16 protein-coding genes are annotated in these 23,358 nt (G+C 68.9%); 14 read left to right on the top strand and 2 right to left on the bottom strand.

Annotated elements, in window-relative coordinates; translation table 11 throughout:
• Positions 1-2 precede the first annotated feature (2 nt).
• Positions 3-1,064, bottom strand: coding sequence for an ABC transporter substrate-binding protein (locus ACYJSS_RS25385; protein WP_236205854.1), 1,062 nt, complete (start codon positions 1,062-1,064; stop codon positions 3-5).
• A 371-nt stretch (positions 1,065-1,435) separates the two neighbouring features.
• Here ACYJSS_RS25385 and ACYJSS_RS25380 point away from each other — a divergent pair, with 371 nt between their 5' ends.
• From ACYJSS_RS25380 to ACYJSS_RS25360, 5 genes are all read left to right on the top strand, one after another.
• Positions 1,436-2,695 (top strand): acyl-CoA dehydrogenase family protein, encoded by a 1,260-nt coding sequence (locus ACYJSS_RS25380; protein WP_236205853.1) that lies wholly within the window; start codon positions 1,436-1,438, stop codon positions 2,693-2,695.
• Between the two features lie 75 nt (positions 2,696-2,770).
• Positions 2,771-4,090 (top strand): metal-dependent hydrolase family protein, encoded by a 1,320-nt coding sequence (locus ACYJSS_RS25375; protein WP_236205852.1) that lies wholly within the window; start codon positions 2,771-2,773, stop codon positions 4,088-4,090.
• A gap of 49 nt (positions 4,091-4,139) precedes the next feature.
• Positions 4,140-5,906 carry an ABC transporter ATP-binding protein gene (locus ACYJSS_RS25370; protein WP_236205851.1) on the top strand — a complete coding sequence of 589 codons (1,767 nt, stop codon included), beginning with the start codon at positions 4,140-4,142 and terminating at the stop codon, positions 5,904-5,906.
• Complete coding sequence (locus ACYJSS_RS25365; protein WP_236205850.1) at positions 5,899-7,773, top strand: ABC transporter ATP-binding protein; 1,875 nt, start codon at positions 5,899-5,901, stop codon at positions 7,771-7,773. The genes ACYJSS_RS25370 and ACYJSS_RS25365 overlap by 8 nt, the downstream gene beginning before the upstream one ends.
• Before the next feature lie 281 nt (positions 7,774-8,054).
• Positions 8,055-8,435: an FxLYD domain-containing protein gene (locus ACYJSS_RS25360; RefSeq protein ID WP_111264344.1), complete on the top strand. Its 381-nt coding sequence runs from the start codon at positions 8,055-8,057 to the stop codon at positions 8,433-8,435.
• An 11-nt stretch (positions 8,436-8,446) separates the two neighbouring features.
• Here the strand turns inward: ACYJSS_RS25360 and ACYJSS_RS25355 are convergent, their stop codons facing one another.
• Positions 8,447-9,190, bottom strand: coding sequence for a class II aldolase/adducin family protein (locus ACYJSS_RS25355; protein WP_111264345.1), 744 nt, complete (start codon positions 9,188-9,190; stop codon positions 8,447-8,449).
• 367 nt (positions 9,191-9,557) lie between these two features.
• On the opposite strand from ACYJSS_RS25355, the gene ACYJSS_RS25350 reads away from it, so the two are divergent.
• The 9 genes from ACYJSS_RS25350 to ACYJSS_RS25310 all read left to right on the top strand — a co-directional run bounded on the left by ACYJSS_RS25350 (position 9,558) and on the right by ACYJSS_RS25310 (position 23,149).
• Entirely contained in the window at positions 9,558-10,718 is a 1,161-nt protein-coding gene (locus tag ACYJSS_RS25350) for an LLM class flavin-dependent oxidoreductase (protein WP_236205849.1), read from the top strand.
• Between the two features lie 11 nt (positions 10,719-10,729).
• The gene (locus ACYJSS_RS25345; protein ID WP_236205848.1) at positions 10,730-11,776 is read left to right on the top strand and encodes an ABC transporter substrate-binding protein; all 1,047 of its coding nucleotides are present in this window, start codon (positions 10,730-10,732) and stop codon (positions 11,774-11,776) included.
• A 35-nt stretch (positions 11,777-11,811) separates the two neighbouring features.
• Positions 11,812-12,870, top strand: coding sequence for an aliphatic sulfonate ABC transporter substrate-binding protein (locus tag ACYJSS_RS25340; RefSeq protein WP_236205847.1), 1,059 nt, complete (start codon positions 11,812-11,814; stop codon positions 12,868-12,870).
• 327 nt (positions 12,871-13,197) lie between these two features.
• Positions 13,198-15,456, top strand: coding sequence for a TonB-dependent receptor (locus tag ACYJSS_RS25335; protein ID WP_236205846.1), 2,259 nt, complete (start codon positions 13,198-13,200; stop codon positions 15,454-15,456).
• Positions 15,457-15,881: 425 nt separating this feature from the next.
• Positions 15,882-18,350 carry a TonB-dependent receptor plug domain-containing protein gene (locus ACYJSS_RS25330; protein WP_111264877.1) on the top strand — a complete coding sequence of 823 codons (2,469 nt, stop codon included), beginning with the start codon at positions 15,882-15,884 and terminating at the stop codon, positions 18,348-18,350.
• Positions 18,351-19,054: 704 nt separating this feature from the next.
• A complete protein-coding gene (gene msuE / locus ACYJSS_RS25325; protein ID WP_236205845.1) occupies positions 19,055-19,618 on the top strand; it encodes an FMN reductase in 564 nt (187 codons plus the stop codon).
• An 11-nt stretch (positions 19,619-19,629) separates the two neighbouring features.
• Positions 19,630-20,778: an FMNH2-dependent alkanesulfonate monooxygenase gene (ssuD, locus tag ACYJSS_RS25320; RefSeq protein WP_236205844.1), complete on the top strand. Its 1,149-nt coding sequence runs from the start codon at positions 19,630-19,632 to the stop codon at positions 20,776-20,778.
• A gap of 65 nt (positions 20,779-20,843) precedes the next feature.
• Positions 20,844-22,028, top strand: coding sequence for an acyl-CoA dehydrogenase family protein (locus ACYJSS_RS25315; RefSeq protein WP_236205843.1), 1,185 nt, complete (start codon positions 20,844-20,846; stop codon positions 22,026-22,028).
• Positions 22,025-23,149, top strand: a complete 1,125-nt coding sequence (locus tag ACYJSS_RS25310) for a sigma-54 interaction domain-containing protein (RefSeq protein ID WP_236205842.1) — start codon at positions 22,025-22,027, stop codon at positions 23,147-23,149. The genes ACYJSS_RS25315 and ACYJSS_RS25310 overlap by 4 nt, the downstream gene beginning before the upstream one ends.
• Positions 23,150-23,358 lie beyond the last annotated feature (209 nt).

Below are 23,358 nucleotides of genomic sequence, written 5' to 3'. Positions count from 1 at the left end.
GTTCAGGTGCGGCGCTGGGCCAGCAGGTCATGGGCGGCTTGCAGCGGGCGGGCATCGACCCAATCGGCGATGTCGAAGTCCCGCTCGAGGAAGCCGTGGAGGTTGAGGAAGTCCTTCTGGATGCCGAGGAATGCCAGGCGCTGGGCGGACAGGTCCGGCGCCAGGGTGGTGTGGAAATCACCGCGATAGGCCTCGGCCACGCCCTCGCGGCCGGCGCGGGTCTCCACCTCGAGGATGGCGTGCAGGCTGTCGCGGTTCTCCGCGGCCCACTCGGCGGCGCGCAGGGTCTGGGCGAGGAAGCGCCCCACCAGGTCGAAGTGATCGTCGAGCAGGTTCTGGTGAACGGTGATGGGACGGGGCGTGCCGTTGTTGACGCGATGGCGCGGGTCCACCAGGTCCAGGTCCACCCCCACCACCAGGCCCAGGCGGCGGGCGGCGTCCGCAGCGGCGGCGCCCTTCACGTAGACGGCGTCCAGCTCGCCACGGGCCAGGGGCTCGAGCCCCGACCAGAGGCGCTGCAGGCCCTCCTCCGGGGTGCGCGCGGCGGCCTGGTCCAGCAGCGGCACTTCCACCAGTTGCACGTCGTCGAAGCCCAGCCCGGCCAGCGCCAGGGCGCCTTTGTAGCCATGCAGGCTCATGGCCCGGGCGATGCTGCCGGGGCGGCTGTCACCCCAGGCCGGCAGAGCCAGGCGCTTGCCCTTGAGGTCGGCCGGGCTGCGGATACCGGAGTCCGGGCGCACGAGGATGGTCTGCCATTCCTCGATCCAGGTCAGGCCGATCAGCCGGCTCGGCGCCCCGGCAGCGCGGGCGGCCAGGGCCGGCACGTTGCCGCCCTCGCGAAAGAGCCCCGGCAGCTCGTGGTCATAGTGATGGCGGCCGAGCTGGCGAGCCTCCTGCAGGGTGGAAACCGGCAGGCCGTCAGCGGCGAACTCCTCGGCCAGCCAGCCGAGCTTGTAGGCGATGCCGGAGGCGGTGGGCACCGGGCAGCGGGTGAACCAGATCTGATCCAGCGGGGCCTTCTCGGCGAAGGTCGGCTGCGCGGGGGCCGTGGCAACAAGGGTCATGAAGGGCTCCAGGAAAGAGGTGCAGGGTGGCCTCAGGGGCCGTTTGTGCTGCCTTCGCAATGCCCATGCCAAAACCTGAGAACCGCGTAATCCGGGCCTTCCAGGGATTTCGCCAATCCCCCAGCGGCGTGGATTGCTGGCAGGCCAGCAGGGCTGCGTCGCCAGTGCTGCCTCGCCAGCAGCAGCCGTCCCGGGGTGCTGCCCCAGCAGCAGCGGTGCTGTGGACTGGCGTCTGGAAAGGCTGCTGCAGCCCGCGCGGCGCAAGGCCTGGGCGTCCTCCGCCAAGGCCCTGGCATAGAACCTGCTCAAGCCCCGCCAAGCACCCGGCACAGGCCCGGGACGGAACCGATCGAATCGACAGAGGTGCAAGCATGAGTACGGCCGAACGCAATTTCGCCACGGAGCAGCCCCACGTGGCGGCGAACATCCTGCGCAGCGAGGCGGACGCCATCGCGGTGGCGAAGGAAGTGGCCAGGGAGATCGCCGAGATCGCCGCCGACAGTTCGCGCAACCGCGAGCTGCCGCGCCGCCAGGCGCAACTGTTGTCCGACAGCGGACTCACCGCCATCGGCGTGCCCAAGGCCTTCGGTGGCCTGGGCGCCTCGGTGGAGACCATCGTCGAGACGGTGCGCATCATCTCCGTGGCCGATGGCGGCGTCGGCCAGTTGCTGCAGATCCACAACGTGATGCTGCGCGGCATCTTCACCGGCTACCCGGACGAGGTCCGCGACCGCCTGGTGGCCGACGTGCTGGCCGGCAAGCGCTTCGGCAACGCCCTGGCCGAGGTCGGCGGCAAGAACAAGTTCGCCCTCAAGACCCGCGTCGAGCGTCGCGCCGACGGCAAGCTGATCCTCAACGGCAGCAAGTTCTACTCCACCGGCTCCTACCTGGCCGAGTGGATCTCCCTCACCGCCGGCTCCGACGATGGCGGCGTCGGCGTGCTGCTGCACCGCGACACCCCCGGCCTGACCCTGGTGGACGACTGGGATGCCTTCGGCCAGAACAACTCGGTCAGCGGCACGGTGATCTTCGACAACATCGAGCTGGATGAACGCTTCGTCTCCCGTCGCCAGGGCCCGATGAAGCGCACCGGCCTCACCTACCCGCAGATCCTCCACGCCGCCATCGACACCGGCATCGCCGCCGGTGCGCTGCAGGCCGGCGTGCACTACCTCAACCACAACGCGCGGCCCTGGGTGGAAAGCGGCGTCGAGCGCGCCAACGAGGAGCCGCACATCATCCGCCAGATCGGCGAGTACGCCGTGGCCCTGCGCGCCGCCGAATCCCTGCTGCGCGACGCCGCGCGGGTGTTCGACCAGCACGAGCAGGACCCGGACAACAAGGAACTGCAGGACGAGCTGATCCTCTCGGTGGCCACCGCCCGCGCCCACTCCGATGGCGCCTCGCTGAAGATCTCCAGCGACATCTTCTCGCTGCTCGGTGCCAGTGCCTCGCTGACCAAGTGGAACCTCGACCGCTTCTGGCGCAACGCGCGGGTGCACACCACCCACGACCCGATCCGCTGGCGCCTGCACCACGTCGGCAACTACTACCTCAACGGCATCGACCCGGGCGAATACACCGCCATCCTCAATGCCAAGCAGGTCGAAGGCGCCACCACCCGTTCCTGAGCCGCTCCCTTTCCCGGTTTCTCACCCGGCGCCCTGTTCATGCCAGGGCGTACGGGCTTTTTACGGACATCGAACATGAACCGACCCCTGCCCCATCCGCGCACCAGCCGTCCACGCCTGGCACTGGCCATCGGCGCCACCCTGCTGGCCAGCGCCCTCCTCCCCGCTCATGCCGCCGAACCGGCCAAGGCCGCCGTCCCGGCACCGGTCCCGGTGCTGGCGGTCAAGGCTGCCCGCTTGATCGACGTGCGTGACGCGAAGGTGATCGAGGCCCCCGTGGTGTTGATCGAAGGCGAGCGCATCAAGGCCGTTGGCAAGAACCTCGCGATCCCCGAGGGGGCCCGGGTCCTGGACCTGGGTGACAGCACCCTGCTGCCCGGGCTGGTGGACTTCCATGTGCACCTGGGCGGCTTCGGTCCGCGCATCGGCACGGCGCGGGGCGCACTGGCAGGGGCCAAGCAGGCCCGCGACACCCTGGAAGCCGGCTTCACCAGCCTGCGCAACATGGGCGGCAAGGCCTTCACCGGTATCGCCCTGCGTGACGCCATCAAGGAAGGCGACATCCCCGGCCCGCGCATCTACGACGCCGGCACCCTGCTCACCACCACGGGTGGCCACTGCTCCGGCCAGGTCACCACCCCCGAGGAGGACCAGGACGGTCCCGGCGTCGCCAACGGCGCGGACGCCTTCGAGCGCAAGGTACGCCAGCAGTTCAAGTACGGCGCCGACTTCGTCAAGGTGTGCATCACCGGCGGCTTCATGAGCGGCACCGACCCGCGCGTCACCCAGTTCAGCGAAGAGGAGCTGAAGTCGGTGATCGACACCGCCCACCGCTACCGCAAGAAGGTCGCCGTCCACGCCCACGGCGCCGATGGCATCCGCCTGGCGGCACAACTGGGCGCCGACAGCATCGAGCACGCGTCCCTGGTGGATGAGGAAGGCCTGAAGCTGCTCAAGCAGAAGCAGATCCCGGTGGTGCCCACCCTGGCCATCGACAGCCTGGCCCAGGAGCACGCCGTGGAGGCCGGGGCCAGCGCCTACACCCTGGCGATCCTCAAGCAGACCGCAGCGCTCCACAAACAGAACATCGCCAAGGCCATCAAGGCAGGCATCCCGATCATCTACGGCACCGATGCGCCCATCACGCCCCATGGCACCAACGCGGTGGAGTTCCACTACCTGGTGGAAGCCGGGCTCACGCCGCTGCAGGCGATCCAGGCCGCCACCCTCACGCCTGCGCGCTGGCTCGACGCGGCCGACGATATCGGCAGCATCGAGGCCGGCCGCTTCGCCGACATCATCGCCGTCAAGAACGACCCCCTCGCCGACATCCGCGTGCTCGAGCATGTGCAGTGGGTGATGAAAGGCGGGGTCGTCTACAAGAACGCCCTCTGATCCACCTCCTCCCTTTGCGCCAAGGATGGCGCCCCATGGCGGTTTCCCCATGACCACGCGACACCCCCTGCTCCGCTGCCTGGCCATCTACCGCGAGATGCCCTGGCGCTTCGCCCTCACTGCGTCCCTGTTCATTGCCGTCAACCTGGGCCTGGCCTGGCAGCAATGGCTGGTGGGGCACGCGGTCAATGACGTCAGCGCCGGCCGCGCCGTGGTACGCCAGGCCGACGGCAGCCTCGACGCCTCGCTCGGCTGGTACTGGGTCGCCCTGATCGTCGGCGTCGCCCTGGGCCGGGGCGTGCTGCAGTACGCCGCCGGCGTGCTCTCGCTGATCCTCAGCCAGGAACTGCTGACGCGCCTGCGCGAGCGCATCCTCGGGCAGGTCCAGGGCCTGCACCTGGGCTACCACTGGCAGCACGGCATGGGCGAGATGGTCACCCGCACCACCCGCGACGCCGACAAGGTGCGCGACGCGCTCATCAGCTTCTGGCGCCAGCTGGTGGAAACCCCGCTGGTGGTGCTCGCCGCCGTCGGCCTGCTGGGCTGGTACCACCCGCTGCTGGGCCTGGTGCCGCTGCTGCTCACTGGGCTGGGGCTGGCCATCTTCGTGGTGCAGACCGAACGCCTGGTGAGCCTCGACCGCGCCGTGGGCGCGGCCTACGACCGCGTTGCCCAGGACCTCGCCGAGGGCATCGGCGGCGTCCGTGTGATCAAGTCCTTCGCCCTGGAGGCCAGCCGCATCCAGGGCTTCGCCAGCCAGGTCGGCCTGTTCGCCGAGCATGCCCGTACCGCCCTCGCCTACGCCGCCTCGCGCATCCCACTGCCCCAGGCGGTGGTCGCCCTCGGCCACGTGTGGATCCTGGTCTACGGCGCGCACCTGGTGGCCGACGGACGCATCGGCATCGGTGAGCTGGTCACCTCGCTGCTGATCGCCACCACCCTGGTGTTCCGCATCGAAGGCATCGGCCGGGTCATGCAGACCTTCGCCGACGCCCGTTCCTCCGCCGAGCGCATCTGGCAGTTGCTCGACGAGCAGCCGGCCATCCGCAGCGGCATCGCGCCCCTGCCCGCAGGCCCGCTGGGGCTCAGGCTGGAGGCGGTCGGCGTCAGCGCCCCCGACGGGGGCCGCGAGATCCTCCAGGGCTGCACGCTGCGTATCGAACCGGGCGAGGTCGTCGCCCTGGTCGGCGCCACCGGCACCGGCAAGAGCCTGCTGGCCAGCCTGCTGCCGCGCCTGGTGGACGTCAGCGCCGGGCGCCTGCTGCTGGGTTCCGACGCCAGCGGCTGGCAGGACGTGCGCCAGCTCGACCTGGCCCAGCTGCGCCGCCGCGTGCACGTGGTGCCCCAGGAAAGCTTCCTGTTCTCCGACACCCTGGCGGCCAACCTGCGCCTGGCCGCCACCGAAGCCAGTGACGCCGAACTGCTCCAGGCCCTGCACCTGGCCGCCGCCGACGATGTGCTGGAGCGCCTGCCCCGGGGCCTGGACACCGCCCTGGGCGATCGCGGGGTGACCCTCTCCGGCGGCCAGCGCCAGCGCCTCAACCTGGCCCGCGCGCTGCTCGGCCAGCCGGACATCCTCTGCCTCGACGACGCCACCAGCGCCCTCGACGCCATCAGCGAGCGCCGCGTGCTGGGCAACATCCGCGACCTGCGCGGCACCACGCTGCTGGTCATCTCCAGCAGGCTCTCCACCATCCTTCTGGCCGACCGCGTGCTGCTCCTCGACCAGGGCGCCATCGCCGACGCTGGCACCCACGCCGAGCTGCTGCAACGCAACCCTGTCTACCGCGACCTGCTGGGGATCGACCATGGCTAACCCATTACCGGGCAAGGCGCTCTCGGACATCGAGATCGAGGAAATGCTCGCCCGCCAGGCACTGGATCGCGGCATGCTGCACCGCCTGCTGCCACTGCTGCGGCCGATACGCGGCGCCATCTTCACGGTCATCGCGCTGGAAGTGGTGCTGGTGTTCACCGTGTTCCTGCGGCCGCTGTTCGTGCGCGAACTGCTGGACCACGGTCTGGTGCCGCAGGGCGACCACTGGCTGCTCGACGAGCGCCTGGTGGCGCTGCTCGGCCTGGGCCTGGCGGCCAGCTGGCTGGGGCGCTTCCTGCTCGCGGGGATTTCCCAGTTCATCGCCGGCAGCGCCGCCATCCGCGTGCTCAACGACCTGCGCGTGCGCGTGTTCGCCCACGTCCAGGCACTGAGCGTCGGCTACTTCGACCGGACCAAGGCCGGGCGCATCATTTCCCGCGCCGACCGCGACGTGGACAGCCTCGAACCGCTGCTGATCCAGGGCCCGCCGGAACTGCTCGGCGCCCTGCTGCGCTGTGGCGTGGCCGGCGTGCTGCTGTGGCTGATCTCGCCGCTGTTCTTCCTTGCCCTGGTGGGCACCGTGCCTCTGCTGTTCAGCGCCACCTGGGCGTTCAAGCGCATCTCCCAGCGCAACTGGGCGCGGGTGGCGGAGAACCGCAGCCGCTTCACCGCGCACCTGGTGGAGAGCGTCAGCGGCGCGCGGATGATCCAGCAATGCGTGCAGGAGGCACCCAACAGCGCGCGCTACCGGCGCCTGCTGCTGGACTTCAACCAGGCGCTGATCCGCGGCAGCCTGCGCTCCGGCTGGTTCGCCCCCTTCACCGCACTGCTCGCAGCCGGCGGCATGGCCGCCCTGCTGCTGGTGGGCGGCCACGGCCTGGCCAACGGCACGGTGAGCGTCGGCCAGGTGGCGGAAAGCCTGTTCTACGTGATGATGTTCCTCGGCCCGCTGCAGGAGCTGTCGGACCTCTTCGAGCGCTACGCCACCGGCTCCGCCTCGGCGCAGCGCATCTTCCTGCTGCTCGATACGGCGCCGGAGATCACCGACCGCCACGCGCCGCAGACCCTGCCCGACGCCCGTGGCGAGGTGCGCTTCGAGGCCGTGCGCTTCGCCTACGACCCCAGGGCCGCGCACCCGGTGATCCGCGACCTGGATCTGCACATCCAGGCCGGCGAGGTGCTGGCCATCGTCGGCCCCTCGGGCCACGGCAAAAGCACCCTGGTGCAACTGCTCACGCGCTTCTACGACGTGCAGGGCGGTGCCGTGCGCATCGACGGCGTGGACGTGCGCGACGTCACCCAGCACCAGCTGCGCCGCCGCGTCGCCGTGGTGCTGCAGGATAACGTGCTGTTCAGCGGCAGCATCCTCGACAACCTGCGCCTGGCCGCCCCCGCCGCCAGCGACGCCGAACTGATCGCCGCCGCCCGCGAGCTGGGCGCCGACGAGGTGCTCGAGCGCCTGCCACACCAGTACCACAGCGAAGTCGGCCCCCTCGGTGCCCACCTCAGCCACGGCCAGCGCCAGCTGGTGTGCCTGGTCCGCGCCTACCTCGCCGACCCGGCGGTGCTGGTCCTCGACGAAGCCACCTCGGCGGTGGACGTGCACACCGAGCGGCGCATCCAGCGCGCCCTGCGCCGCCTCTGCGAAGGCCGCACGGCGATCATCATCGCCCACCGCCTAGCCACCATCCGCGACGCCGACCGCATCGCCGTGATCCGCAACGGCCAGCTCGTCGAACTCGGCCCCCATGCGCAGCTGATCGAGCGCAACGGCGCCTACGCCGCCCTCTACCAGACCTACCTGCGCAGCGCCGAGACCGGCGCCTCCATCGACACCATCCTGGAAAAGGCCGGCGCGCAGGGGTGACTCACGCCAGCCTGCTTGAGCTCCGCAATGATGGGTTTCGCGGGGCTCTACCCATCCTACGGCTCAATACCAGGCCCGTAGGGTGGATGACGCTCTTTTCGTCCACCAGCGATGCCCGGAATGACCTTGATCGGTGGACCGATAAAGCGGGGTCCACGCCACGCCGCGGGCACCTCCGTGAGTCGCGGCCGTAAGCCTCGGACTACGTGGCGCCGAGCGGTAGTCGACAAGGTTTTCGCGCCGATGTATCAACGGCGGGTTAAGGCCTCGAGTCGTTCGCCATGTTGCGTAAAACCTGCCTCGCCCTGCTGGCCCTCGTGCCGCTGTGCGCCCTCGCCGATGACGTGAAGGTGCGCAACCTCGCCCTCACCCGTTCCGGGCACGACAGCTACATCAACGGCACCGCCGTCAACACCACCGAGAAGTCCTTCTCCACCGTCACGGTGGTGTTCGACATCTATCAGGGCGACAAGCTGGTGGACACCGAGACCTTCCGCGCCAAGGGCATCGAGGGTGGCCAGGCGTGGCGCCTATCGGTGCCGGTGAAGGCGCGCACGTTCGACAGCTACAAGGTGCGCACGGTGCTCATCGACACCGAGTTCAGCGAAACCATCGGCGCGGCGACCCTGCCGTCCGCCGCGCCGGCGTCACCCGCCCCTTAGCGGGCGCCGCTTCAAGCCACCTCGCCCAGCAGCTTCTGCCCTTCGGCCCAGAGGCCGGTCATCTTCCATTGCTGCTCCAGCACGCCGGGGCCGAACTCCCTGGAGCCGCCGAGGTTTTCCGCCAGCGCCTGGAAGTAGGCGCCCTCTTCCACCAGCAGGACCAGCTTGGCCACCTGGAGGATGCCGGTGCCCCAGAAGGTCGCCCCGCCGTTGGCCTCCAGCAGCCCCGGCGTGTGCGGGTTGGCCTCGATGGTCTCGACGATGAACGCCGGCTCCGGCTGGCGACGGTCGATGTACACCGGCAGCTCGCGGGCCAGGGTCACCCGTTGCGAGGCGGCGTAGCGCAGCGGCAGCACGCGGTGCGTACCGGCCCAGCCACCCAGGTAGGGCGTGTGCACGTGGATCACCACGTTCACCTCGGCGCGTTCGCGCAGCACCTGGGCGTAGCGCTTGCCGCTGCCGGCCTCGCGGCTCTCGCTCAGGGTCTGGGCGCCGCCCAGGGTCTCGTCGAGGTGGACGACGCCGTCGTAGCTCACCACCGAGGCGCGGATGGCCGGCTCGTCGTCCCAGGGCGACGGTGCGCGCAGGGCGATCACCAGGTCCGTCCCGGGTACGCGCAGGTAGGCCTGCAGGGTGTTTGTAGCGGTCAGGGTGCGGGTGTCCTGGAGTACGCGGAAGGCCTTGGCGAAATCGCGCTTGGCCTGCTCGACCTGGTCAAGGATGGCGCTGCCGAGGGTGCTGCTGGTCTGGGTCATGGGATCGTCCTTCAAGGGGGTCACGCAACGAAGCTCCGTTGCCGCCGCGATACGCGGTCGTAGCGGTGCAGAGCAGGACTTGTGCCGACTCCACCAGGCCCTTGATGCGCAAGGCCTGGCGGCGGTCGGCTCGCCGCCCGCAGGCCCGCCATCGGCGTTTCTGTTGCGCCCCCAGCAGCCGGCTGCTGGCAGGGTGTTGCTGGAGACGCACCCCGCCCGCCAGGCCTCTCGTGCCCTCTCCCCGCAGGCCTTGCCCCACCTGGCCCGCAGCCTTGCCGACGGGCCGTGGCATGGCCGTTGCACTCGCACCTGGCAGCGTGGCTCGCCGGCCCCGGCGGGAACCACGGCCACCTCATCAGGAGCGAATATGAGCACTGAATTCTTCTGGCGCCTGCCGCTGGGCACCGACGGACCGCAGCTGTCCACCGACAAGCACAACCGTGGCAGCCACGCGCACCGCCCGGGCAACATCGCCCCCGGCCGCCTGCCCAACGGCGAGCCCGATGGTTTCGGCTACATCGACTACATCGCCCAGGTGGCCAAGGCCGCCGAACTGGCCGGCTTCGAGGGCGCGCTGCTGCCCACCGGCCCCGAACCCTGGGTGGTGGCCTCGGCCCTGGCGCGGGAGACCCGCCGCATCAAGTTCCTCATCGCCTTCCAGGCCACCTGGACCCTGCCCGCCTACGCCGCCCAGCAGGCCGCCATCCTGCAGAACCTCAGCCGTGGCCGCCTGGAGTGGAACATCATCACCGGCGGCAACCCGGCCAGCCAGCGCGCCAATGGCGACTTCCTCGAACACGACCTGCGCTACAAGCGCACCGGCGAGTTCCTCGACATCATCCAGGGCCTCTGGGAGAACGAGCGCTTCTCCTACGACGGCGACATCTACCAGCTGGAGAACGGCGCGCTGCCGCCCGGCCTGCACGACGAGCGCAAGCCCGGGGTGTACTTCTCCGGCTTCTCCGACGCCGCGCTGGAGGTGGCCGCGCGCCACGCCGACGTCTACCTCAACTGGGCCGAGCCGGTGGACAAGCTCAAGCCGCACATCGAGCGCGTGCGCGAGCTGGCCGACAAGCAGGGCCGCAGCGTGCGCTTCGGCCTGCGCGTCGACCTCTTCGCCCGCGAGACCGAGGAAGCCGCCTGGCGCGACCTGCGCGCCCAGTTCGACCGCCTCGAAGGCAAGCCCAGCTCCCTGGTGAAGACCTTCACCAGCGGCTCGGACTCCGTGGGTGGCGCGCGCCAGACCGCCTACCACCAGAACATCGACCGCTTCGACGACCTGATCCTCGGCCCCAACCTCTGGGCCGGCTTCGCCAAGGCCAAGCCCGGCCCGACCGTGGGCCTGGTGGGCAGCCACGAGAACATCGCCGAGCGCCTGGTGGAGTACCGCGACGCCGGCTTCTCCACCTTCATCCTCGCCGGCAACCCGCACCTGGAAGAAGCCCTGCGCATCGGCCAGGAAGTGCTGCCGCTGGTGCACCAGCGCTCGGCGGCAAGCCCGGCCGCCGACCTCAAGCAAAGCGCCTGAGGAGACCGACCATGAGCCAACTCGAAACCCTCTGGTACACCCGCTGTCCGGTCCCCACCGGGCTCGGCATCGCCGTGCAGAAAGGCTGGCTGGAACAGACCCTGGCCAGCCAGGGCACGCGCATCCAGTCGCTGCGCGAATCCACCGAGCAGGCGGTGCGCGAATCGCACTTCGACCACAGCCTGCAGAACTCGGTGCGTCACGGCGGCAACATCCCGGCCATCTGGGCCCGCGCCCAGGGCCGCGACACCCGCGTCATCGGCCTGTCCTGGGCGGACGAGGTGCAACTGATCCTCACCCGCCCGGACAGCGGCATCAGAAGCGTCAAGGACCTCAAGGGCCGCCGCTTCGGCCTGCCCGACTGGCACGGCGCGCAGATCGACTTCACCCGCGCACAGGCCCTGCGCGGCCTGGAAAACGCCCTGCGCCTGGAGGGCCTGGAAGTGGCCGACGTGGAGCGCGTGGACTACCGCTACGGCGGCACCTTCAGCGACGAACCGGTACAGGCCGTGGCCGGCACCCCGGTGAGTTCGCGCCGCGCCGAAGGGCGCAACGCCGAGCTGGTCGGCCTGCTGCGTGGCGAGGTGGATGCCATCTTCCTCAAGGGCGCCAGCGCCGCCCAACTGGCCCATGACTTCGGCCTGCGCACGGTGATCGACACCGGCTCGCACCCCGAGCCGCTGGTGCGCTCGAACAACGGCACGCCGCGTACCCTGACCGTCGACGCCCACCTGCTGGAGCAGCACCCGCAAGCCGCCGCCGGCATCCTCGACGCGGTGCTGCGCGCCGAGCAATGGGCCCACGCCCACCCCGACGACACCCGCCGCTACCTCGCCCGCGAGACCAACAGCAGCGAGTACTGGGTGACGGTGGCCTACGGCGAGGACGCCCACCGCCGCCTGCGCACCGAGCTGGACGAGCAGGCCATCGCCGCGCTGCAGGACTTCACCGCCTTCCTGCACCGCTGGGGCTTCATAGCGCAGCTGTTCGAGGTGCGTGACTGGATCGATACCCGACCGCTGGACTCCCTGCGCGCAGCCACTGCGCTGGCAGGCTGATCGGCCGGGCTCTACTGACCTCAACCGAGCCACTTATGAGCAAGCCACTCGACACCCTCTGGTACACCCACAGCCCGGTTCCCACCGGGCTCGGCATCGCGGTGCAGTCCGGCCGCCTGGCCGAAGCCTTCCGCCCCTACGGCACCAGCATCCAGTCGCTGCGCGAATCCAGCGAACGCGAGGTGCGCGAAGCCCACTACGACCACCACCTGCGCAACTCGGTACGCCACGGCGGCAACATCCCGGCCATCTGGGCCTACGCCAGCGGCGTGGAGACCCGCGTGCTGGGGCTGTCGTGGAGCGACGAGGTGCAGCTGATCCTCACCACCCCGGAATCCGGCGTGAGAAGCGTGCGCGACCTGAAGAACCGCCGCTTCGGCCTGCCCAAGTGGGCCAACGTGCAGATCGACTTCACCCGCGCCCAGGCCCTGCGCGGCCTGGAGAACGCCCTGCACCTGGAAGGTCTCTCCGTGCGCGACGTCGAGCTGGTGGACTACCCCTACGGCGGCACCTACAGCGACGAGCAGAAGCACCACCTGTACGGCGCCGAAGTGAGCCTCGGGGTGGACCGCATCCGGCGCCGCAACAACGAGCTGATCGGCCTGTTGCGGGGTGACATCGACGCCATCTTCCTCAAGGGCGCCCATGCCGCCCACCTGGCCAACGAGTTCGGCCTGCAGGTGGTGATCGACACAGGCTCGCACCCCGACCCGCTGATCCGCTCCAACAACGGCACGCCGCGGACCCTGACGGTGGACACCCACCTGCTGCACGAGCATTTCGATGCCTCGGTGCGCATCGTCGACACCGTGCTGCGCACCGAGCAATGGGCCTGGGCCAACCCGGACGAGACCCGGCGCTTCCTCGCCCGCGAACTCAACACCAGCGAGTACTGGGTCGCCACCGCCTACGGCGAGGATGCCCACCGCCGCCTGCGTACCACCCTCGACGAACGCTCGATCGCGGCCCTGCAGGACTTCACCGACTTCCTCCATCGCTGGGACTTCATCCCCCGGCGTTTCGACGTGCGCGACTGGATCGATTTCAGCGTGCTGGAGAAGGTCATCGGCTCCACCTCCCGGGTCGCCGTCTGAGCCCTGTTGCCCGGGCAGCAATGCCCGGGCGGCTGCTTCCCCAGCAGCAACTTCCCAGCAACGTCCTGCTGCCAATTACGCACCCGTCAATGCCCCTCTTCCGGCCTCACATCCGGCCCACTCCCACACGCCCTTAGTTGTTGCAAAAACACGCCGCCATTAATAATAAATTCCTTTTAAAACAACTATTTGCGAATTTAAGAAAATAACAGACATGCCCACCCAAAGGCTGGCACGACTCCTGCTCCTCCCCATTTGCTTATTCATGGCACGCCTTGCGAACGCCCACTTGGCGACCCGTGCCTTACATATAAAAGGGGAGAGAACATGCACACACCCAATCCGATTACCCGGGGCATATGGCTGGCCCTGTTGCTGACCGCCAGCGGTGCGCTGGTCGCTGCCGAACGGACCGATGCGAAGAAGGCCGAAGACACCAACAAGGCGCAGCCCACCACCGCGCTGAAGACGGTCACCGTCACCGCCCAGCACCGCGAGGAAACCCTGCAGGAAACGCCCACCACCGTCTCGGCGGTGAACGGCACCAACATCACCGCCGACGGCGTGCGCGCCATCGGCGACATCACCACCTTCGTGCCCAACGCCGCCGCCAAGAACCCCGACGGCGACGGCCGTCCGCGCTGGTACATCCGCGGCCTGGGCACCGGCGACACCGGCGCCGCGACGGTCTACCCGGTGGGCATCTATGCCGACGACGTCTACCTCAACGCCCCCATCGCCGGTGGCGGCCCGCTCTACGACCTGGAGCGCATCGAGATCCTGCGCGGCCCGCAGGGCACCCTGTACGGCAAGAACACCACCGCGGGCGCCGTGAACATCATCTCCAAGAAGCCCGATTTCGAGACCGACGGCTACGGCACCATCGGCTTCGGCAGCAAGAACGAGCGCATCCTCAACGGCGCCATCGGCGGCGCCCTGGTGGACGAGCGCCTGGCGGCGCGGGTGGCGGTCTACTCCGAGGAGCGCGACGGCTTCACCAAGAACCTCACCAACGACCACACCTACGGCGACGTGAACAAGAAGGCCGTGCGCCTGCAGTTCCTCGCCCAGCTGACCCCGGACCTGGAAGCCCTGTGGAAGATCCACAGCCGCGAGCACAAGGGCGACGGCAGCAACGGCTCGCTGCCGGTGGGCCGCTACTACAACGTCGGCTACGTGCGCCCCCATGGCAGCAAGATCCAGCTCAACGTCGACGAGGACTACAAGCTCGACCACGACGGCACCTCGCTGACCTTCAACTGGGACCTGGGCGGCTACAAGCTCACCTCCATCAGCGCCTACGACAGCATCCGCAACCAGGCCCTCACCGACGCCGACTACACCCCCTACGAGGTCAACGGCGTCAGCGACGTGGACAACGAGTACACGCAGTACAGCCAGGAATTCCGCCTCGCCTCGCCCCAGGAAGATGCCCTGCGCTGGCTGGCCGGTGCCCACTACTTCCACGAGAAGCTCGACAGCGACGCCCTGCGCTACGTGCGCCCGGGTACCACCCCGAACGGCACCGGCAGCAACCAGACCGGCACCGTGTACCGCGACCTGGCCTACACCCACAAGACCGACAGCGTCGCGCTGTTCGGCAACCTCACCTACGACTTCACCGAGAAGTTCAGCGTGACCGGCGGCCTGCGCTGGACCCAGGAGAAGAAGGACATCGACCTGACCCTCACCCAGCGCCTGGCCAGCGGTGCCCCCATCGCCGGCGCCGACAACAACGGCACCAGCGAGAAGGACAAGACCTGGGACGCCTGGACCTACGACCTGACCCCGGAATACCGCATCAACGACAACCTGCGGGTGTTCTTCCGCTACGCCCACGGCTTCCGTTCCGGCGGCTTCAACACCGGCTTGTCCGGCGGCCTCTCGGGCCTCACCACGGTGGACCCGGAAGAACTGGATGCCTACGAACTGGGGCTGAAGTCGGAGTGGCTGGACGGCCGCCTCACCGCCAACGCCAACGTCTTCTACTACGACTACAGCGACATCCAGGTGAACCTGCTCACGGTCAACAACGGCATCCTCACCACCGCCCTGACCAACGGCGCCGCCGGCGAGGTCAAGGGCGCGGAACTGGAGATCGAGGCCCAGGCCACCGAGTTCCTCCACCTGCGTGCCGCCCTCTCCCACCTGGACACCGAGTACACCGACTTCAAGAACGTCAACCCCAACACCGGCGTCGTCACCGCCGACTACAGCGGCAACCGCTTCGTGCGTTCGCCCGAGCAGGTCATCTCCCTGGGCGCCGACTACACCATCCCCCTGGAGATCGGCGGCAAGCTGGTGGCCGGCGGCGACGTCAGCTACCGCGGCAAGGAATACTTCCTGGCCGACCGCCAGAGCAGCGTCGACAGCACCCTCAGCCAGCCCCACTACACCCTGGCCAACGCCCGCCTGACCTGGTTCAACCATGACGAGAAGATCAGCGTCACCGGCTTCGTCAACAACCTCACCGACCGCCGCTACCAGGTCCACGGCCGCCCCAACGGCGCCGTCGGCAGCGGCCAGTACGTGATCACCTACGGCGACCCGCGCACCGTCGGCGTCAGCCTCACCACCCGCTTCTGATCCCCACCGCCACACCCACGCGGGAGCCCGAGCGATCGGCCTCCCGCGTTTTCATTCCCGCCACGCCCCGCCCCCTTCCGTGTCCGGCCGCGCGCGCCTCGCAGGATGGTGTAGAGCGCAGCGAAACCCATGCTGCCGATTCCGCTCCGAGCCCCTGTCGATCACCGCCTATACCTCGCCCATTGCTGCCCCGTTGCGGGCCCGCTGCTGCCCCTCCAGCAACCCCTGTGCAAGGGCCGTAAACCCGCCCCCATAACTCTAATAACCCATTGATTTACATCGATTTTAAATAATCGAAAAACCGCAAAGCCCCTGGCACAGCCGTTGCTCTGGTGGAAGGCGAAAGAGGCGCAGGAAGGGAAAACCCATAAGCGCCCGGGAAACGAGAAACGCCAATACGTCCTTCCTGAACAGGGGTAAACCAGATGTACCGTCCTTCCCTTCTGGCCAGCGCCATCGCCCTGGCCACCAGCAGCCTTGCACTTCCCGGCCTCGCCGCAGAATCCGCCACAAAACCCACCGCCAACGGCGAACGCCTGGACACGGTGGTGGTGGTCGGCACCCGCCGCAGCGACCTCACCGCACTGGAAAGCGCCGCACCGGTGGATGTGCTCAGCGGCGAACAATTGCAGGAGACCGGCGCCCAGGACCTCTCCGGCGCCCTCACCGCGCTGTCGCCGTCCTTCAGCTTCCCGCAGGCGCCCCAGGGTGCCTTCGCCGGCTCCATCGCCCAGGGCGCTTCGCTGCGCGGGCTGGCCTCCGACCAGGTGCTGGTGCTGATCAACGGCAAGCGCCGCCACACCAGCGCCAACGTCACCCGCCAGGGGCTGGTCAACGGCCGTGGCGCGGCGGCGGTGGACCTCAGCCTGATCCCCCTGGCGGCGATCCAGCGCGTGGAAATCCTCCGCGACGGCGCCGCCGCCCAGTACGGCTCGGACGCCATCGCCGGGGTGATCAACATCGTGCTCAAGGAGCGCGACGACGGCGGCAACCTCGGCTACCGCTTCGGCGGCTACGACAAGGGCGACGGCCTGCAACGCAAGCTCAGCGGCTGGAAGGGCTTCGCCCTGCCCAACGACGGCTTCGTCACCCTCGCCTTCGATGCCGGCAGCCAGGACCCGGCCAGCGACACCAACCCGGACAACCGCATTTTCTACCCCGGCTCCACCAGCACCAACACGCCACGGGAACAGAACAACCCCAACCGCACCTGGCGCTGGGGCTCGGGCAATGTCTCCGACCAGTACAACTTCACCGCCAACGGCGAGGTCGGCCTGGCCGACGGCCTGACCGCCTACGCCTTCGCCACCTACGCCCACAAGAACAGCGACGCCGAAAGCTTCTTCGACCCACCCACCGCCCTGCGCAACAACTACGGCAGCGTGGCCCTGGCGCGCTTCCCCGACGGCCGCATCCCGATCACCCGCTACACCCTGGAGGACTATGCGGCGACCGGCGGCCTGCGCTACGAGGACGAAGCCCTGGGCAGGTTCGACCTGGCCCTCAACCACGGCGACAACTCGGTGAAGTCCACCGACCGCAACGCCATCAACCCCAGCTGGGGCGCCAGCAGCCCGGAGAAGATCTACACCGGCGAACGCGAGGCCGACCAGACCAACCTGACCCTGGACTGGACCCGCGACTTCCCCACCGACCTGCTGTACAAGCCGCTGACCCTCTCCGCCGGCCTCGCCTGGCGCAAGGAGAACTACGAACTGAGCGCGGGCGAGGCGGCCGGCTGGCAGAACGGGCCGCTGTTCAACACCCTCGACCCGGTCACCGGGCGGCGCCTCCCCGGCTACTACTCGGGCATCACCAACGTCGACGCCGTGTCGCTGGACCGCAAGGTCTGGGGTGCCTATGTCGATGTCGAAGGCCAGGTCACGGAGAAATTCCAGGCCGGCGTCGCCGCGCGCACCGAGCACTACTCGGACTTCGGCGACACCACCAACGGCAAGCTCTCGCTGCGCTATGACTTCACCCCCGAGATCGCCGCCCGTGCCACCGCCAGCACCGGCTACCGTGCCCCCTCACTGGTGCAGAGCGGTCTGTCGTCCTTCAGCGTGCAGGTGGTCGAGCAGCCCACGGGCAGCGGCAACTGGGTGGAAGTGCAGCAACGCACCCTGCGCGCCGACAGCCCCGAGGCCGCGTTGCTGGGCGGCAAGGCACTGAAGCCGGAGGAGTCCACCCACTACTCCCTGGGCCTGGTCTGGCGCCCGCTGGACAACGCCTCCTTCACCGTCGACGCCTACCGCATCGACATCGAGAACCGCATCACCCTGTCCGACCAGCTGCCCGCCACCGTGGTCGGGCCGATCTTCGCCGGCACGCCCTACGCCAACATCCAGAGCGCGGCCTTCTACACCAACGTCGCCGACACCCGCACCCGGGGCATCGAGTTCACCGGCAACTACCAGTGGAACCTGGAACGCGCCGGCCGCCTCAACCTCAGTGCCGGCTACAGCCGCAACCGCACCGAGATCACCAAGCTGCGCGATGTCGGCAGCATCCGTGGCTCGCAGATCGTCGGGCGCAACACCCAGGGCCTGATCGAGGAAGGCACCCCGGACGACAAGCTCACCCTCAGCGCCAACTGGCTCTACGAGGGCTGGGGCCTGACCCTGGCGCAGCGCCGCTACGGCGAATGGAAGTCGCTCAACGCCAGCAACCCGGCCCTGGACCAGACCTTCAGCGCCCAGTGGGTGACCGACCTGGACCTCAGCTACAGCTTCCAGCAGGGGCTCAAGGTCTCGGTGGGGGCGATCAACCTTTTCGACAGCCACCCCGACAAGCTCGAAGGCGCGCAGTTGTATGGCGTGCCCAAGTACAGCATCACCTCGCCGGAAGGCGCGCAGGGGGCGTTCTATTACACCAGCGTCAGCTACGACTTCTGACCCAACGCCAGGGCCCCAGGCGGGGCCCACACCTGCCCCCGGAGGATGGGAGAGCGCAGCGCAACCCATGCTGCCGCCGCCCATCTCAACCCCGCACGGTGGAGGTGAAAAGCGACCTCCACCCTACACAGCCCCCAACCCCGCAGCCCCGTAGGGGCGAATTCATTCGCCCAAACCCCAAACACCCAACCCCACAAGAAGCACCCGTCGGATGGGTAGAGCGCAGCGAAACCCATGCTGCCGAGGCCCACCTCAACCCCTTAACGCAGACAGAGCCAATTCATTCGCCCAAACCCCAAACACCCAACCCCACAAGACGCACCCGTAGGATGGGTAGAGCGCAGCGAAACCCATGCTGCCGAGGCCCATCTCAACCCCTTAACGCAGACAGAGCCAATTCATTCGCCCAAACCCAAACACCCAACCCCACAAGACGCACCCGTAGGATGGGTAGAGCGCAGCGAAACCCATGCTGCCGAGGCCGCCACAAACCCCGCAGCCCCCGTTCGCACCCATTCATCGGCGATGGCCGCAACCCAGCAAACTGTTTCCCCAGCAACACCCGATCAGCAGAAGTGTTGCCCACCTGGCAGGTTTTCCTGCCGCGACCCCGCCCAACTGCCCTGTTTCCGCACACTTCGGCTCTTGGTACGGCCCTTGCTCTGTCCCTCTGTACCTAGCGCAACATCACAAGGGACAACCCCATGAGCAACGCCATCAATGTGGTCGCCGTCTCCGGCGGCACCTTCCGCCCCTCGCGCACCCTGGTGCTGACCCAGGCCCTGGTGGCCGAGCTGGGCAAGCACCTGCCGGTCAACGTGCGCATCATCGAACTCGGCGATATCGCCCGCCCCGTGGGCGGTGCGCTGTCGCGCAAGGAGCTGCCGGAAACCGTCGAGCACGAGCTGCGCGCCATCGAGACCGCCGACCTGCTGGTGGTGGCGGCGCCGGTCTACCGCGGCTCCTACCCGGGCCAGTTCAAGCACCTGTTCGACCTGATCGACATGAACGCCCTGATCGACACCCCGGTGCTGCTCGCCGCCACCGGTGGCAGCGAGCGCCACGCGCTGGTCATCGACCACCAGCTGCGCCCGCTGTTCAGCTTCTTCCAGGCCCTCACCCTGCCCATCGGCGTCTACGCCTCCGAGGCCGACTTCGTCGATTACCAGGTCACCAGCGAGCCGCTGAAAGCCCGCATCGCGCTGGCCGCCGACCGCGCCGCCAGCCTCTTCGGCAACCGCGCCGACGCCCTCAAGAAGATCGCCTGAAGGACAGCCCCATGAACGTGTTCTGGTTCCTCCCCACCCACGGCGACGGCCACTTCCTCGGCACCAGCCAGGGCGCCCGCCCGGTGTCGCTGCCCTACCTCAGGCAGGTGGCCCAGGCCGCCGACAGCCTCGGCTACTACGGCGTGCTGATCCCCACCGGCCGTTCCTGCGAGGACTCCTGGGTGGTCGCCTCGGCCCTGGCGCCGCTGACCGAGCGCCTGCGCTACCTGGTGGCGATCCGCCCCGGGATCATCTCGCCCACCGTCTCCGCGCGCATGGCCGCCACCCTCGACCGCCTCTCCGGCGGCCGCCTGCTGATCAACGTGGTGACCGGCGGCGACCCGGACGAAAACCGTGGCGACGGCATCCACCTCAGCCACGCCGAACGCTATGAAGTGACCGACGAATTCCTGCGCATCTGGCGCCGCGTGCTGCAGGGCGAGTCGGTGGACTTCGAGGGCAAGCACCTGCAGGTGCAGAACGCCAAGGCGCTCTACCCGCCGATCCAGAAACCCTACCCGCCGCTGTACTTCGGTGGCTCCTCCGACGCCGCCCACGACCTGGCCGGCGAGCAGGTGGACGTCTACCTGACCTGGGGCGAACCGCCGGCCGCCGTGGCCGAGAAGATCGCCGACGTGCGCGAGCGCGCCGCCCGCCATGGCCGCAGCGTGAAGTTCGGCATCCGCCTGCACGTGATCGTCCGCGAGACCGCTGAGCAAGCCTGGCAGGCCGCCAGCAAGCTGATCGAGCACATCAGCGACGAAACCATCGAGGCGGCGCAGAAGTCCTTCTCGCGCTTCGACTCCGAAGGCCAGCGGCGCATGGCCGCGCTGCACAACGGCCGCCGCGACAACCTGGAGATCGCCCCCAACCTCTGGGCCGGCGTCGGCCTGGTGCGCGGCGGTGCCGGCACCGCGCTGGTGGGCGACCCGCAGCAGGTGGCCGAGCGCATCAAGGAGTACGCGGACCTCGGCATCGAGAGCTTCATCTTCTCCGGCTACCCGCACCTGGAAGAGGCCTACCGCTTCGCCGAGCTGGTGTTCCCGCTGCTGCCCGAGCCCTATGCCAGCCTCGCCGGTCGCGGCGTCACCAACCTCACCGGGCCCTTCGGCGAAATGATCGCCAACGACGTGCTGCCCACCCAGGTCGCCGCCCACTGACCCGCCCGCCCCTCCCCGCACGGAGGGGCGCACCCGACAAGCCCCCACCCAAAGAGGACCCGAGCGTGAATGCCCCTCAGCATCTCGCCACCCCCACGCCGCTGCAGATCGCCCGCGAGCTGGCCACAGGCTTCGCTCTCAGCGCCGCCGAACGCGACACCCAGGGCGGCACCCCCAAGGCCGAGCGCGACGCCATCCGCCAGAGCGGCCTGCTGTCGCTGGTGATCCCCGGCGAGTACGGCGGCCTCGGCGCCGACTGGCAGACCACCCTCGCCGTGGTCCGCGAGTTCGCCCGCGTCGACAGCTCCCTCGCCCACGTGTTCGCCTTCCAGCACCTGATGCTGGCCACCGTGCGCCTGTTCTCCCGCCCCGAGCAGTGGCAACCGTGGTTCGAGCTCACCGCGCGCAACCGCTGGTTCTGGGGCAACGCCCTCAACCCGCTGGACACCCGCACCACGGTGCGCCGCTTCAACGGCTACCGCGAATTCTCCGGCAAGAAGAGCTTCTGCTCCGGTGCCCTGGATTCGCAGATGCTGATCGCCTCCGGCCTCGACGAAGAGAGCGGCAAGCTGCTGATCGCCGCCATCCCCACCGCCCGCAGCGGCATCAGCCTCGCCGAGGACTGGGACAACATGGGCCAGCGCCAGACCGACAGCGGCAGCGCCACCTTCGAACGGGTGCGGGTGGAGGAGAACGAACTGCTGCTGGAACCCGGCCCGCTGAGCACGCCCTTCGCCTGCCTGCGCCCGCTGATCGCCCAGCTGATCTTCAGCAACATCTTCCTCGGCATCGCCGAAGGCGCCTTCGAGGAAGCCCGCGCCTACACCCTGCGCGAAGCCCGCCCCTGGTTCCGTTCCGGTGTCGAGAGCGCAGGCGAGGACCCCTACGTGCTGGCCCGCTACGGCGACTTCTGGGTCGGCCTGGAAAGCGCCCGCGCGCTGATCCAGCGCGCCAACCAGCTGCTGGACGCCGCCTGGAACCAGGGCACCGCCCTGGGCGAGGCGCAGCGCGGCGAACTGGCCCTGGCCATCGCCACGGCCAAGGTCGCCACCACGCGCAACGGCCTGGACCTGTGCAACCGCATGTTCGAGGTCACCGGCGCCCGTTCCACCCACGCCGCCCTGCGCCTGGACCGCTACTGGCGCAACCTGCGCACCCAGACCCTGCACGACCCGGTGGACTACAAGGTCCGCGAGCTGGGCGACTGGGCCCTGAACCAGAACCTGCCACAGCCGACCTTCTACTCATGAAAGCACCCCGTCCCAGCGGCTCCGGCCTGCTCACCCTGCCCCCTTCCCCGGCCCTGGCCACCTCGGTGCGTGCCACCGCCCAGGTGTTCGAGGACCCGAAATCCCAGGCCCTGCTCGAACACCTGCTGCAGGTGGCGCCGAGCGAGGCCAGCGTGCTGGTGATCGGCGAGACCGGCACCGGCAAGGAACTGGTGGCCCGCCACATCCACAACCTCAGCGCGCGCCGCGACGGCCCCTTCGTGGCGGTCAACTGCGGCGCCTTTTCCGAGTCGCTGGTGGAGGCCGAGCTGTTCGGCCACGAGAAAGGTGCCTTCACCGGCGCCCTGGCGGCCAAGGCCGGCTGGTTCGAAGCGGCCAACGGCGGAACATTGTTCCTCGACGAGATCGGCGACCTGCCCATGCCCATCCAGGTGAAACTGCTGCGGGTGCTGCAGGAGCGCGAGGTGGTGCGCCTGGGCTCGCGCAGCAGCATCCCCATCGATGTGCGCGTGCTCGCCGCCACCAACGTGCAACTGGAGAAGGCGATCAACGCCGGGCACTTCCGCGAAGACCTCTACTACCGCCTCAACGTCGTCAGCCTGGAGCTCTCGCCGCTGCGCGAGCGCCCCGGCGACATCCTGCCGCTGACCCGGCACTTCATCGGCGAATACAGCCGCCGCCTGGGCTACGGCCAGAGCGAGCTCAGCCCCGAGGCCGCACAGAAGCTGCGCACCTACTCCTGGCCCGGCAACATCCGCGAGCTGGAGAACGTCATCCACCACACCCTGCTGATCTGCCGCGACGGCGTGATCCAGGCCGACGACCTGCACCTCTCCAACCTGCGCATCGACCGCCCGGAAGAACCCCGCGGCCACGACGGCTCGGCCGAGGCGCAGATGCTCCACGCCTTCCAGCGCCTGTTCGAGGAACAGGGCGGCGACCTGCACCAGAAGGTCGAGGACGCCCTGCTGCGCGCCGCCTACCGTCATTGCCACTGCAACCAGGTGCACACCGCCAACCTGCTCGGCCTCAGCCGCAACGTCACCCGCAGCCGCCTGATCGCCATCGGCGAACTGGTGGTCAACCGCCGCGCCGCCGACGCCCGCATCGATGGCGAGCGGGTGGTGCAGTTGACGGTTTGACGGCAAGTGGGCATGACCGCTGCGGGTGGATGACGCTTCACCCATCCACCATTACGGAGCCCGTTTCCACACAGTGATCGCCAGCCTGCTCTCGACGTAGGGCGGGTGAAACCCGCGATGGAAATCCCATGCCCGCCGGTGAGCCCGTCTGATGGATGGAAAGAGCGTCATCCACCCGCCCTCAGATCACATGTGCCAGCGTATGGACG

Source organism: Pseudomonas sp. No.21 (assembly GCF_054558415.1).
This window is presented reverse-complemented; position numbering and strand designations above follow the sequence as displayed.

What these genes read in the sequence shown, in the direction of transcription:
- ACYJSS_RS25385 (WP_236205854.1), bottom strand. Translation starts at nt 1,064, where the DNA reads ATGACCCTTGTTGCCACGGCCCCCGCGCAGCCGACCTTCGCCGAGAAG.
- ACYJSS_RS25380 (WP_236205853.1), top strand. Translation starts at nt 1,436, where the DNA reads ATGAGTACGGCCGAACGCAATTTCGCCACGGAGCAGCCCCACGTGGCG.
- ACYJSS_RS25375 (WP_236205852.1), top strand. Translation starts at nt 2,771, where the DNA reads ATGAACCGACCCCTGCCCCATCCGCGCACCAGCCGTCCACGCCTGGCA.
- ACYJSS_RS25370 (WP_236205851.1), top strand. Translation starts at nt 4,140, where the DNA reads ATGACCACGCGACACCCCCTGCTCCGCTGCCTGGCCATCTACCGCGAG.
- ACYJSS_RS25365 (WP_236205850.1), top strand. Translation starts at nt 5,899, where the DNA reads ATGGCTAACCCATTACCGGGCAAGGCGCTCTCGGACATCGAGATCGAG.
- ACYJSS_RS25360 (WP_111264344.1), top strand. Translation starts at nt 8,055, where the DNA reads ATGTTGCGTAAAACCTGCCTCGCCCTGCTGGCCCTCGTGCCGCTGTGC.
- ACYJSS_RS25355 (WP_111264345.1), bottom strand. Translation starts at nt 9,190, where the DNA reads ATGACCCAGACCAGCAGCACCCTCGGCAGCGCCATCCTTGACCAGGTC.
- ACYJSS_RS25350 (WP_236205849.1), top strand. Translation starts at nt 9,558, where the DNA reads ATGAGCACTGAATTCTTCTGGCGCCTGCCGCTGGGCACCGACGGACCG.
- ACYJSS_RS25345 (WP_236205848.1), top strand. Translation starts at nt 10,730, where the DNA reads ATGAGCCAACTCGAAACCCTCTGGTACACCCGCTGTCCGGTCCCCACC.
- ACYJSS_RS25340 (WP_236205847.1), top strand. Translation starts at nt 11,812, where the DNA reads ATGAGCAAGCCACTCGACACCCTCTGGTACACCCACAGCCCGGTTCCC.
- ACYJSS_RS25335 (WP_236205846.1), top strand. Translation starts at nt 13,198, where the DNA reads ATGCACACACCCAATCCGATTACCCGGGGCATATGGCTGGCCCTGTTG.
- ACYJSS_RS25330 (WP_111264877.1), top strand. Translation starts at nt 15,882, where the DNA reads ATGTACCGTCCTTCCCTTCTGGCCAGCGCCATCGCCCTGGCCACCAGC.
- msuE (WP_236205845.1), top strand. Translation starts at nt 19,055, where the DNA reads ATGAGCAACGCCATCAATGTGGTCGCCGTCTCCGGCGGCACCTTCCGC.
- ssuD (WP_236205844.1), top strand. Translation starts at nt 19,630, where the DNA reads ATGAACGTGTTCTGGTTCCTCCCCACCCACGGCGACGGCCACTTCCTC.
- ACYJSS_RS25310 (WP_236205842.1), top strand. Translation starts at nt 22,025, where the DNA reads ATGAAAGCACCCCGTCCCAGCGGCTCCGGCCTGCTCACCCTGCCCCCT.